We start from the raw sequence: 13,627 nt of genomic DNA on the forward strand, positions 1-13,627 counted from the left end.
TTTGTAAAAATACGTATTGTTGTTTCAAATTTCAATAAGATATTCATAAATTACCCATACCTAAAATAAAAAATCAACGTTGAACTTCTTTCTTTATGTAGAATTATCTTATAACAAAATTAAAAAAGCAAAAAAATTTGATACCTTTGAGCTATTGACTAAACCAAAAACCATGAGCAAAAAACTTTACATCCTACTTCTTTTTCCTGTTTTATTATGGAGTCAAATCAAAGAAGCCAATAAAACTACCCATTACTATAAAGATAAAATAGTTTCAGTTGAAGTTTGGCGAGGAACCGATAAAATACTGGATAGTATGAAAACCTATCACAATAACGGAAAGATAAACGAGGTCTTCTATTATGATGAAAAAGGACGAAGAAATTCGAATTCGTTTCAGTATGACAAACATGGCGAAAAATTAGTGACTTGGAATTTTTTACACGGAAAATTAATATCTAGAACTGATCATAAATTGCCAATTGAAAATAAGGAAAATGAAGAATCTGTAAAAAAAAATCTTCAGGCACTTAAAGAACTAAACACTAGAACCAATTACAATCCAATCAATATAAATGATTTATTTCAAAGAGGTTATTTAAGAAGTCGTCTTGGAAACAGAAGTTTGGCACTTGATGATTTAAAAAGAGTAGAATCTATAATCAATAAAAACGAAAAAGACACCACCAAAGTAATTCCTGAAACTGAAAAAGCAAATCGAGAAAAATACAAAAGCACTCTATTTGACTTGCTTGCTAATCAATTTGGAGCACTTGAAATGGAAAACTGGGCCTATCAATATTATCTTAAAGCGATGCGAGCTGCTCCTAAAGATTATCGAATTTTGCATAATTTCTCCAATTACTTACAACAAAAAAAGTCCAATGATTTGGCACGCTATTATTTAGAAAAAATTATTGCTGAACAACCTCAACACGGTCATGCAAGATGGGCATTGGCGAGATTATACAGTGATAGCGGCGAATATCAAAAAGCCATGGAAAATATTAATGAAGCCTTCCTTAAAGAAAAAATAATCATACAGCGAACACCTAATTATGGAGGGAGAGATTTAAGAACAACTAGAGGATTATTGTACCACAAGCTTGGTGAGAGTGAAAAAGGAATTCAAGATTTGAAAGAATCTCTGAAAATGGAACCCAATAATTCATATGCCATGAAAAATCTGGGTATTATTTACCTAGACCAGAAGAAATATAACCAAGCTTGCGAATTATTCGAAAAAGCAAAAACATTGGATTATACCTTGGTTTATGACGAAAATGATTTAGAGGCATTGTTGCAAAGTGCCTGCAATAACACAGAACTTGAAGTAGTAGTCGAGAAACCAAAACCCTTTATTTATCCAAACCCAGCTACTACTCATATTAGCATCCAAAACTATGATTTCAAGAATTTTGATTATGAATTTTTTGATTTCGAATCGCATTCGGTTTTGCGTGGCAACACTACTGATACGACCATTGGCGTTACCCAATTAAAACCTGGTTTTTACATCCTTAAAATTTATAATAACGATTCGCCACAAACTTTTAAAGTAATCAAAGAATAGTAAATATCAATTACGAATTAAAAATTACAACCCGAGCAATAGTGAACAGGCGAAGCAATTACGTTTAAAAATAATTCAATTGAATATCGAAAATGTATTATTATAACTATAATTAATAATGATTGAAATAGAAAGGAAATTTTTAGTTACATCAAATGCTTTTAAAGACGTAGCATTTACTCAAAATAGAATTGCACAGGGATATTTAAGTTCGGTTCCAGAACGAACAGTTAGAGTGCGAATAAAAGGAGAAAAAGGTTTCCTGACCATAAAAGGCAATTCAAGCGAATCTGGTTTATCTCGCTTTGAATGGGAGAAAGAAATTCCTGTTGAAGAAGCGAAAGCTTTATTGAATTTGTGTGAAAAAGGCGGAATTGACAAAACTCGTTTTGAGATAAAATCAGGCAATCACATCTTTGAAGTGGATGAATTTTATGGGGAGAACGAAGGTTTGATTATAGCCGAAGTTGAACTAAAATCCGAAACCGAAATTTTTGAAAAGCCCAATTGGATTGGCGAAGAAGTAACAAACGACAATCGGTATTACAATTCGTATTTAAGCAAAAATCCGTATAAGAGTTGGTAATTATTTCTGCAAAACTTCAATGGTTACCTTCATCGCACCTGATGCTTTGTTGCTGGCAATTTCCATAAAAGCACGTCTGGATAAGTCAATTTCTCGTGCTCTCACAAAAGGACCTCTGTCGATGACCTCGACTATTACTGATTTGCCATTGGCTTCGTTTGTAATTTTTACTTTGGTACCAAAAGGTAATTTTTTGTGCGCTGCGGTATATTTATTTTTGTCGTATTTTTTTCCGCTTGCGGTTCTTCTTCCGTGAAATTTATCAGCATAATAAGAAGCGTGTGCGGCTTTTTTATAAAATTTAAAATCTCCTGTTACCAGCAATAAACTATCCGAAAACATTTCTAATTCCTCGACAGCTGCTTTATTTTTTTTGACACTGTCTTTTTGTACGATTGTTTTTTGCTTGTCTTTAGTTAAGTTTTGACTACTTGCAAAAGCAACAAATACAATTGAAAGAAAAAGCAGTATTGTTTTTTTACTTCGTTTTATAAAATTATCTCTTTGGCATTGCTTTGCCAATTGGCTGTCGCTCGTATCGTGAATCTTTAATTTCATTTGGAACTTTTTAGTTAAACTTCAATTGGCAAAAACCATACCTAGGTAAAAAAAGTCCTTTTCAGGACTTTCTTTTTAATTTTTTATAACCACATTTTCCAGGGAATTTTACTCAAAATAAGCAGTAATCCTAAACCGTAAAAAATAGAAAATGTTTTGAATTTGGATTCACTGGTCGTTAGTTTTTTATGTTTCGACCAACCGACTGTAATCAAAACAATAGCTATAATATTGATTAACGGATGCTCTAATGAAGTTAATCTAATTGCTGCGTCTTTCATTTGTCCTAAAGAAGCAAAACCCAATGGAGAAACAAAGTATAAAATAAAACCAATCAACAATTGGGTGTGTATTCCTGCCAAAGCAAATAGGGCAATTTTTCGGTCTTTAGCAGTAAATTCTTTTTTAGAAGATAATCCAATAAAGGAATTAACCACTGCAATTACTAATACTAAAAGTGCTAGATAAGCCCAGCCAGAATGAAATTTTTGAATAAATTCGTACATAAAATAAGTTTTGTTTTAACAAATATAAATAAAAAAAGCATAAAAAAAACGGCATCTACTCTTGAAGCGATGCCGTTTTGTAATTTAGGATGTTTCTTTTTTAGAAATTATAACGAACACTAAAATTCCAAGTTCTTCCTAAACCGAAATAACCTTGGTTCCCATCGGCTATTCCTTTATAAACTCTATTATTTGACTGGTAAGTTCCAAGAGAAGCATTGGATGTACTGATGTTGTCAGTAACTTTAATATTACTTGACAATTCTGATAAATATACTTCATCAAAAACATTGTTTATATTTACTCTGAACACAACACTATTTGATTTGAATTTTCCAACAAGCAATTTATACGAAATTCCAGCATCTACTAAATCATAAGATGGCAACTCTAAATTATTTTTTACAGCTCCAACATTTGAGTAAAGTTTATCATAATTTCTCCAGTCTGCATCAATTGAAAACCCTTTGATAAATTCATATTTTGCGCCTAACCCCCAAGTTGTTTGAGCCGCATCACCCACTTTTCCTCCATCTACATCAACAAGCGTTTCTGATAATAAATTTTGATTATCATCTGTTTCTCTTGTAATTGAATTTCCTTTGTATTCCCAATTTCCAACTGATGCAAAACCTCTAACATCAAGTGAACTCAATATTTTGTAGGTAAAATCCAATTCCAAACCTGAATGCAATTGTTCAACACCAAGATTTGATTTATAAACTAAATCTCCAAAAGCTAAAGTTGTTGATCCTATAGTTTCTCCTGCAGCAATAGTTACTGTTCTTGATGTAGAAGCCACTCTATCTTTCCATGAAGTCCTGTAAGCGTTTAAACTTGCATTGAAATTTTTAGATTTAAAATTGTATCCAGCCTCAAATCCAAGAATTTTCTCGTTTGAAGTTAATGGATTCACTTCATTAGTAAAGTTCAAATAAATATTATCATGGTATGGTTGACGGTTGTAATACCCTGCATTTACATAAAACGAATGATTATCCGCCACTTTATAACTTGCTCCACCTTTGGCATTGTAACCAATATTATTTACTTTTTCTGATTCTTCAAATTGAGGCAAGTAATCATATCTGTCAAATCTTTGGTGATTTTGATTAGATACTGATCCTTGAAAAAATGCAGAAAAATTATCATTACTGTACTCTAACTGACCAAAAGCTCCTCCATAAGAAATAGTTTCACTGTAATCATAATCAATAATTTGATTTTGAGGGATAGTTTGAAAAAAAGCATTCCATGGCTCTGGTGGCAAAGATTGATTAACAACTTGTGAAACATTACTGCCTTGGGTTTGGTGATTTTCTCCTCTTAATCTTCTAACATCAGTGAAATTATTTAACCCCACAAAATCAGCCACTTGTCTGTAATGGGTACCTTTGTATGTTCTTAAATCTAACCCTAAATTCAATGATAAATTTTCAGTGATATTCGTTTTCAAATTTGAAACAACTCCATACCATTCATGATTATTCATTGATGAACGAATTAAATAACTATTTGAGGATTGACCAGCACCACCTGCAAGTGCTTGGTTATTTGCATATATTTGATCAAAATCTATATAAGTAGTCTGTGTTGTACCAGTATATGGATTAAGCTCACTTTTATATTTTTTATTTGCTGATCCTCCATAATTTCCAGTTCCTCCACCTCTTCCCCAAGAAGCATATACCACAGTAGATAAATCTACTTTATCATTTATTTTATAATCCCAGTTAAAATTAGCTACCGGTTTATGATAGAAATTAGTTCTTTCAGAAACATACTGACCATTAAGATAGCCATAGTTATTATTGTATTTTCTACCAAAACCTAAATAATCCGATATTCTTTTAGAAAAATTTTGATCGTGTGCTTGTGGAGCTCCTGTTATCAAAAAGTTGAAATTATGTTTGTCATTTGCTTTATATCCTACAGAAAGAAAATAACTTTGACCTTCTCCTCTAGTTCCTTGATTGTAGCCATCACCTTGCCAGTGAGAAATCATAAAACTTGCTCCCCAACCGCTTTTGCTAATACCTGTATTATAAGCAATTGTAGTTTTGTAATAGTCATCATTCGCAAAACCAGATGATAAAAACCCTCCCTCTTTCATATCGGTGGCTTTAGTCACAAAATTCACAGTACCTCCAACAGAAGAAATTGCTAATTTAGAAGACCCCAAACCTCTTTGAATTTGTATAGCATTAGCAATATCACCCATTCCAGACCAGTTCGACCAATACACTTTACCATCTTCCATACCGTTAATCGGTTGTCCATTCAATAAAAATGCTGTGTTATCTTGTTGAAATCCTCTAACAGTAACTCTAGAATCTCCAAACCCTCCTGCTTGACCTGCAACATAAACAGATGGTGTATTAACCATTGTTTGAGTAATATCCATAGTACCTATCTTTGTTTGGATTTCCGAAGCTCTGATAGTTGAAACTGCAATAGGAGTTTTTCTTTCTTTGGCTAAATCAACAACTCCTTTTCCTATTACAACAATTTCTTCTAATTGATTAGAATCTGATTCTAAAACAATAGTTCCCAAATTTGTAGTTCCCCCATTGGAAACCGAAAACACAACAGTTTTAGCGTTATAACCAATAAAAGAAATTACTAATTCACCAGAAGTAGTAGCATTTATAGAAAATTTACCATCAAAATCTGCCGTTGCAGCAGTTTTAGTCCCTTTGATAGCTACATTTGCACCAGGCAAAGAACCATTTCCATCTGTGATTGTTCCTGTAATTTTTCCCTGTGAAAATACTGTCGAAACCATCAAAAACAGTAATCCAGAAAGTAACCAATTGTTAATCTTTTTCATTGTTATTTAGTTTAGTAATTTCAGCAAAATTCTAACATTTTATTGACAAAACCATTAACAAAAGATTAAGAAACTCCGTTTCTAATAACGAATTCTTAACAAATACTTATTTTAACCTAAAAATTATTAAAATCACAAAATTTATAGCAATTAAAAATCAATCTATCATCTATAAAAAATAGTATCATCTCATTAAACAGCAATTATTATCTAATTCTTTCCACAAAAAAAGGCTTGATTATAAATAAACAAGCCTTTAAATCTTTTAATTTTATTATGAAAAATCTATTTATTCTTCAAAAAATGATTTAACAAAAACTGGGTCGAACTATCGTGTGCATTTACTTTTTTGGCTACTATTTCGTCCAGAATAGAATTGGCTAATTGCTTGCCTAGTTCCACTCCCCATTGATCATAACTGAAAATATTCCAGATAATTCCTTGCACAAAAATCTTGTGTTCGTATAAAGCCACCAAAGAACCCAACGATTTTGGCGTTAACTTTTCAATCAAAATGGTATTGGTCGGTTTGTTTCCAGTAAATACTTTGAAAGGCAAAAGGTAACTGGCTTTCTCTGCTGAAAGTCCTTGTTTGTCAAATTCGGCTTGTACTTGCTCTGCAGTTTTACCGTTCATCAAAGCTTCGGTTTGTGCAAAAAAGTTCGACATCAATTTGTCGTGATGATTTTGATTGCCATACAATGGTTTTACAAATCCAATAAAATCCGTTGGAATCAACTTGGTTCCTTGGTGGATTAATTGAAAAAAGGCGTGTTGCGAATTCGTTCCTGGCTCGCCCCAAATAATCGTTCCGGTTTGGTAATTGACAGGTTTTCCGTCACGTCCTACACTTTTTCCATTACTTTCCATTGTTCCCTGTTGCAAATAAGGAGCCAGTTTTTGCAAATATTGGGTATAAGGAATCAAAGCTTCACTTTCGGCACCAAAGAAATTGTTGTACCAAATGCTCAACAAAGCCAAAGTAACAGGAATATTTTTATCGAAATCGGTCGTTTTGAAATGTTCGTCCATTTCATTCGCACCTGATAATAAAGCATCATAGTTTTCAAAACCAATGGCTAAACTGATCGAAAGTCCTACGGCACTCCAAAGCGAAAATCGTCCGCCAACCCAGTCCCACATTGGAAAAACATTCTCTGGATTGATTCCGAATTCAGTCACTTTTTCCAAATTGGTCGAAACCGCCACAAAATGTTTGGCTACATCATGAGGCAAAGCAAATTTCAAAAACCATTCTTTGATGGTTTCCGAATTAGTTAAGGTTTCTTGAGTGGTAAATGTTTTAGAAACAATCACAAAAAGAGTGGTTTCTGGATTTAATTTTTTGATGATTTCGTTCACATGATCGCCATCTACATTCGATACAAAATGAACATTCAACTGATTTTTATAATACTGCAAAGCCTCAACCGCCATGGCTGGCCCAAGATCCGATCCACCAATTCCGATATTGACAATATCGGTAAAAGGTTTTCCGGTATATCCGGTTCTGTCACCGTTTATAACTTCGTTCGTAAAAGCTTTTATTTTATTTTTTACCTCAAAAACTTCTGGAATTACATTCACTCCATCTACATTGATCACCGCCGATTCTTTAGCTCTCAAAGCAGTATGCAAAACGGCTCTGTTTTCGGTTTGATTAATGATATCGCCATCAAAATATTGAGCAATGGCTTGTTTTAATTGGGTTTCATCTGCCAGTTCCAACAATAAATTTATAGTATCTTGATTGATGATATTCTTGGAATAATCTACCAAAAAATCATTCCATTGCAAATGAAATTTTTCGGTTCTGGATGTATCGTCCTGAAACAATTGCTTCATCGAAGCCTGTTGCAATTCCTGAAAATGTGCTTGAAGCTTTTGCCAAGCTGCTATAGTTGTAGGGTTGGTGTTTTGTAATGCCATTGCTTTTTCTGTTTTGATAAATGTAAAATTACACTATTCCGTTGAAAATGGGCAATGGTTTTTTGATTAAAATATTGAAAAAAATTATTCTGCACAGGGAAGTTTAGTGTGAATGAAAGCGGTTGGAAAATAAAGCAATAACCCAAAAACAAAATGTAGTTTTTTGTAAGAAATAATGAATATATTTGATGGAATATAAATTGAAATAAACATTTGTCAATATAGCTGGTTTTGGGAGTAAATGCGAAGGTTGTTTTAATCATCTACAAGTCATTTGATCCGATTTCTGTCACTAATAACTTTCGAAGCATGATATAATAACCTTGTTGATAATAATATTTTTTTCAATTTAAAAACACTGTTCTATTTTGTAAATTGCGACTATCTAATAATAATTAAATGGAGAGTTATTCCGTAATTAAGGAAAAGTTGAAAATTGAAGTTGAACGTGAAGCTAATCTTGGCGTAGCTCATCTAACGCATTATTTTCAAAATCACATCAATGGTGTTTCCCAACATTATATTGAACCTGCAACATCATATTTAAAAAAAATCTCCGAGGAATTAAATTTGGTAGAAGAGCCACAAATGCAACAATTATTACCAATGCAATTTGATGTTCCTTTCCCACCACCTTTAGATTATGATTTCACATTCATTGATTTGTTTGCAGGAATTGGTGGATTTCGAATTCCAAGTCAAGAATTAAATGGAAAGTGTGTGTTTACTTCTGAATTTAATTATCATGCTCAAAGAGCATATGAAATTAATTTTGGAGAAGTTCCTTTTGGAGATATTACAAAACTTGATTTAAATATTGTTCCAAAACATGATGTTCTAATGGCTGGATTTCCTTGCCAACCATTTAGTATATCAGGTAAGATGAAAGGATTTGAAGATACAAGAGGAACATTAATTTATAATGTTTTAAAAATAATAGAATTAAGAGAGCCTAAAGTTGTTCTTCTTGAAAACGTTAAGCATTTAGTTCATCACGATGAAGGAAGAACACTAAAAATAATATTGCAACATTTAGATGAATTAGGATATGAAACTTCATGTAAAATTCTGAATGCTTCTGATTTTGGTGTCCCTCAAAATCGTGAGAGAATTATTATTGTTGGTCATAAAAAGAAAAAATTTAATTTTTCAAAAATTAAAACTATACCAAAACCTATTCTAAAAAACTTCTTGGACAAAGATGTTGAATTTGAATATTTGAATGAACCATACACTTTAATTGAAGATTATAAAACTCAAGCAAGTGGATTAATATTCATCGGTTATCGAAACAAAACTATTAGAAAGGCTGGTGTTAGACCTGGAACTGAAAATCTTTCAAGAGTTCATAAACAGCCAAATAGAATATATTCTTCTGATGGTTTGCATCCAGCATTACCTTCACAAGAAAGTTCGGGACGATTTTGGATTTATGATAATGGAAGAGTTAGAAAGCTAACTATTAATGAATGTTATAAAATAATGGGGTTTCCCGAAAACTTCATTAAAATAAATAACTTAAGCGAACTATATAGACAAGTTGGAAACAGTGTTTGTGTGCCTATGGTTAAGGAAATAATGAAAGAAATAAAAAAACAATTACTATAAATGGCGACACCAACTGAATTTCTTGATGAACAATATAACCAAGCTATGTCAATTGTTGGCTCTAAAGAAACAATAACATCAGGTTTAAACGCAACAGAACAAGCTCTTTTAAATACTATTTTGCAATATTCAGAATCAGCGAAAGGTGTAATTACTGTATTTATTACAAGCGTTGTTTATAAAATATTAAATCCTCAACAAGATATAAGAAATCATCAAGATGGAATTCCTAATGGTTATTCAGGAAGAACGTTTGACAATAAAAACATCACTCCTTTTTTGAAAAAACACAAATTCCCAGCAATGGCAGAAAGTGGTTGGCTTACTCGTTCATTAGAACAGAAAGTACCTTATGACTTAAACTATACCGGTTCAATCAAACCTGACAGTTTAAAAGCAGCTTTTTTAACATTGCTTGATAATATTCAAAAAGGTGCAAATTGTAATGATTATTTAAGCTTTATGCTTCAAGGATTAATCATTAAAAGAAATCAACATACAATTGATTTAGCCAAACCAACAGCTCTTTCAATCAATTCAATACTCTATCTTTTAGGAAACCATTTTAATGCTAACTATAAAGCAGAAGGCGCTTCGCGCCTTCCTGTTTTAGCATTTTATGCTATTTATGAATGTCTGATTAATGAAGCAAAACGGTTTGAAAATAAACAGTTGTTACCAATAGAAAGTCATACTTCAGCAGATGCCAGAAGTGGAAGAATTGGGGATATTGATATTATAGACGAGAATAATAGATCGTTTGAAGCTATTGAAGTAAAACACGGAATTACAATAACTTTACAACTTGTTTTAGACGCATACGCAAAGTTCCAAACTACTCCTGTAAATCGTTATTATATACTTTCAACAGCACCTCAACCTAATGAAGAGGAATGGAATAAAATCCAAGACGAAATACAACGTATAAAAAACGTTCATGGTTGCCAACTAATTGTGAACGGAATTATGCAATCATTGAAATACTATCTTCGTTTACTTGACAACTCTTTTGAATTCATTGATAAATATGTAAATCTACTTGAAAATGATACTGCCTTGAAGTTTGAACACAAAGAAAAATGGAACAAGCTAATTAGTGAAATGGGCTAAACTAAAAAGGCAAACGCATAATCAGTGAACGGCTCTCCCAATCGCTCGGATATATATAAAATAGTCCTTTTGTGGATACCATTCAAATGAGCCACAAAAAACAAAATTAGCTACACAAACTATTTTCAAGAACGTGTTTGGCGAATTTCTCCGACTTCGCCATTGTAATGTCAGAATGTTTATCTCCTTGCAGAGCGAAACCATTTAACATAAAAAAAGCAATAAAAACCATGGCACTTATCAATCCCTACATTAATTTCAACGGAAATGCCGAAGAAGCTTTTACCTTTTACAAATCAGTATTTGGTGGAGAGTTTGCACAGATTATGCGTTTCAAAGATTTAGCCAGTGCTGATTTTCCAGTATCCGAAAAAGAAGCCAATAAGATTATGCACATTGCTTTGCCTATTGGTCAAAATGTTTTAATGGCTAATGACGTTCCAGAAAGTATGGGACGAACCAACGAAAACGAAAACAGAAGCAAGATTTCAATTAGTGCAGAAAGCAAAGAAGAAGCAGACCATTTATTCAACGGACTTTCGGCAGACGGACAAATTGAAATGCCAATGGCAGACAGTCCTTGGGGTTCTTATTTTGGAATGTTTAGAGACAAATACGGAATTGAATGGATGGTGGATTTTGACCCAAAATACAAAGGAAAAGTTTAATCCTGAAAACCCATCTTCAAATCCTTTACAAATCCGCCACACTATCCAACACTTTTTTCAAAGGCTTCATTTGCAGCATAAATCGAGGTAAGTTTTTGCTGTCCATAGGTTGTGAATTGGGTAGTTTCAATCGTAGCGCATCTACTTGCACACCGTTTTTCCAAAAGCGATAACAAACGTGTGGTCCTGTGGCCAATCCTGTACTTCCTACTTTCCCGATAACAGCACCTTGAGCAACACGTTGTCCTCGGCGAACCAATATTTTTGACATGTGTAAATATTGAGTCGAATAGGTTTTGTCGTGTTTTACTTTAACGAAATTTCCGTTTCCTGCCGTATAACCAGTTTGTTCTACCACACCAGAAGCTGTGGTCATAATTGGCGTTCCTGTTGGTGCCGCATAATCAGTTCCTTTGTGTGCTTTCCAAATCATTTGCACGGGATGGAATCTGTTTTTGGCAAAACGAGAAGTGATATTCACGAATTTTAATGGTGCTTTCAGGAAGAAATTCTTCAGTGCTTTTCCGTGATTGTCGTAATAATCTATTTTTCCTGAACCCGCATTTTGCTCAAATGGAAAAGCATAAATGATTTTGCCTTTGTACTCAAAAAAAGCAGCTTTCAGGCTATCGACTCCATCATAAATCGTGTCGTCTATGTATCTTTCGGTAAAGGTAACTCCAAATTTGTCGCCTTTTTTCAGCTTGAAAAAGTCAATTGACCAGGCATAGACTTTGGTTAGTTTATTGGCCAAAGCCGCATCTACTCCATTTTTACTTAAGGCTTCCGAAAGAGAACCGTCTAATTCGCCAGCCACTGTTCGTTGTTTGATTTGAACGGGTCTAATTATTTTAGCAACCGAAACTGAATCTCTAAAATCAACTACATAATAACTGCCTCTGTCGGGTTGATAAATTAAAACCTGTAGTTTTTTGAATCTATCTTTAGATCGCAATAAGGTATAAGCTTTACCTAATCGAACCGTTCGAACATCAAAGGTGTCTTTTATTTTGGCGATAATATCATAAACCCTATTTTCACCTATATTTTGATCTTCGATGATACTCCCAAAAGTATCTCCTCGCCCGATGGTATCGTGATGGACATTAAAATTATCAAAATTGAATCCAAACTGCTGTACTACAGTTCGTTTTTTTGGTGCAGGAATTACACTGGCTGTTTCTGATTTTTCACAAGAAAACAAAGAGAACACTAGTATAATGATTAGGGCTATTTTTCTCAAAAGCGAAGGTTTTTGATCATTAAGTTAACTTGGTTTGTTACCAAAATTATTTTTTCTTTTTAATTGTCAAAGGATGTTGTAGTCCTTTATAGGAATCCAAATCGGCTTTGAGCGAACCTACTGCAAGACTTGCTTTTATTCGCACAGGCAATTTGTTTTCGTCGTTTGTTATCCAAATGGTTAGGCTTTCTTGTTCCTTAAAAACTCTTCCAGATTGCACCATTGGACGAAAAACCATAGTTGAAACGACTCCAAATTTAGTTGTAATATCCTCACGTCCTATATACTTTAACCTAAATTTTGTAGTTTCATTATCAAAAAACATATCAATAAGAACAGAATCTCCCGGTTTTATTTTATCAATATTAGGATAATTTCTCAAATAATAAAAAGAAGACAGAATATCTTGAGTGTTTGGAGGAATAGAAAATGTTTTTTCGGTTTTGTGTTTGTAATCCTTTACTAAAACCTTGTTTTCTGATGGTTTGAAAAAGCCTTCTTGATTTTTGGTGTAACCGCCTTCATTTATTTTTCGAACGTATTGATACGGATTTCTGCTTGTTTTGTCGATGTAGCTTTCATAAGTATCTTCTACATTAAAGAAAAACTTGGACATTCCTGTAGTATATCCTTTTCCAATGACATGAAATACTTTTTTGTTGTTTAGAGTAGCATCCTTTACTTCAAGGGTGGCGTAACCCGCATTAACAAAACCATAATGCACTCGGAATTTAAACCATTCGCCTACATCAAAGGCGTCTTCTTTTCGGGAATCAAAACTCAAGCTGGTTAAGAATACAAATAATAGAATTATTTTTTTCATTTTGTTGTTTGTTTATTCCCAAGAAATGCAAATTTTATTCCAAAAGTAATAAAAACAAAAAAACCCAGCCAAAAAATGACTGGGTTTAATGCTATTAACTAACCAAAAAACATAAATTATGAAAATTTATATTTCTTAAAGAAGGAAACCACCCCTTCTTTATTATTGATACAAAGATAAAATAGGAAAAGCG

11 protein-coding genes are annotated in these 13,627 nt (G+C 33.0%); 5 read left to right on the forward strand and 6 right to left on the reverse strand.

The genetic code is table 11. From position 1 onward, the window contains the following. Nucleotides 1-172 precede the first annotated feature (172 nt). On the forward strand, nucleotides 173-1,573 hold the full coding sequence (locus OZP15_RS00615; RefSeq protein WP_281336712.1) for a T9SS type A sorting domain-containing protein: 1,401 nt from the start codon (nucleotides 173-175) through the stop codon (nucleotides 1,571-1,573). Nucleotides 1,574-1,691: 118 nt separating this feature from the next. Beyond that, nucleotides 1,692-2,159, forward strand: coding sequence for a CYTH domain-containing protein (locus tag OZP15_RS00620; RefSeq protein WP_269226568.1), 468 nt, complete (start codon nucleotides 1,692-1,694; stop codon nucleotides 2,157-2,159). Here the strand turns inward: OZP15_RS00620 and OZP15_RS00625 are convergent, their stop codons facing one another. From OZP15_RS00625 to pgi, 4 genes are all read right to left on the reverse strand, one after another. After that, a complete protein-coding gene (locus tag OZP15_RS00625) occupies nucleotides 2,160-2,717 on the reverse strand; it encodes a septal ring lytic transglycosylase RlpA family protein (RefSeq protein ID WP_349293278.1) in 558 nt (185 codons plus the stop codon). Nucleotides 2,718-2,800: 83 nt separating this feature from the next. Next, complete coding sequence (locus tag OZP15_RS00630) at nucleotides 2,801-3,223, reverse strand: hypothetical protein (protein WP_269226569.1); 423 nt, start codon at nucleotides 3,221-3,223, stop codon at nucleotides 2,801-2,803. Between the two features lie 100 nt (nucleotides 3,224-3,323). Then, entirely contained in the window at nucleotides 3,324-6,053 is a 2,730-nt protein-coding gene (locus OZP15_RS00635; RefSeq protein ID WP_281336713.1) for a TonB-dependent receptor, read from the reverse strand. Nucleotides 6,054-6,338: 285 nt separating this feature from the next. Next, nucleotides 6,339-7,982 (reverse strand): glucose-6-phosphate isomerase, encoded by a 1,644-nt coding sequence (gene pgi, locus OZP15_RS00640; protein ID WP_281336714.1) that lies wholly within the window; start codon nucleotides 7,980-7,982, stop codon nucleotides 6,339-6,341. 399 nt (nucleotides 7,983-8,381) lie between these two features. On the opposite strand from pgi, the gene OZP15_RS00645 reads away from it, so the two are divergent. The 3 genes from OZP15_RS00645 to OZP15_RS00655 all read left to right on the forward strand — a co-directional run bounded on the left by OZP15_RS00645 (nucleotide 8,382) and on the right by OZP15_RS00655 (nucleotide 11,368). Beyond that, entirely contained in the window at nucleotides 8,382-9,590 is a 1,209-nt protein-coding gene (locus OZP15_RS00645) for a DNA cytosine methyltransferase (protein ID WP_281336715.1), read from the forward strand. Next, the gene (locus tag OZP15_RS00650) at nucleotides 9,591-10,700 is read left to right on the forward strand and encodes a hypothetical protein (protein ID WP_269226574.1); all 1,110 of its coding nucleotides are present in this window, start codon (nucleotides 9,591-9,593) and stop codon (nucleotides 10,698-10,700) included. A gap of 230 nt (nucleotides 10,701-10,930) precedes the next feature. After that, a complete protein-coding gene (locus tag OZP15_RS00655) occupies nucleotides 10,931-11,368 on the forward strand; it encodes a VOC family protein (protein ID WP_269226575.1) in 438 nt (145 codons plus the stop codon). A gap of 25 nt (nucleotides 11,369-11,393) precedes the next feature. Here OZP15_RS00655 and OZP15_RS00660 read toward each other — a convergent pair whose 3' ends face one another. Continuing rightward, the gene (locus tag OZP15_RS00660; protein ID WP_281336716.1) at nucleotides 11,394-12,611 is read right to left on the reverse strand and encodes a M23 family metallopeptidase; all 1,218 of its coding nucleotides are present in this window, start codon (nucleotides 12,609-12,611) and stop codon (nucleotides 11,394-11,396) included. A gap of 46 nt (nucleotides 12,612-12,657) precedes the next feature. After that, entirely contained in the window at nucleotides 12,658-13,434 is a 777-nt protein-coding gene (locus OZP15_RS00665) for a DUF3108 domain-containing protein (protein ID WP_269226576.1), read from the reverse strand. Nucleotides 13,435-13,627: the final 193 nt, after the last annotated feature.

Origin of the sequence: Flavobacterium eburneipallidum (assembly GCF_027111355.2) — a bacterium.
In the GTDB taxonomy this organism is placed as follows: domain Bacteria; phylum Bacteroidota; class Bacteroidia; order Flavobacteriales; family Flavobacteriaceae; genus Flavobacterium; species Flavobacterium eburneipallidum.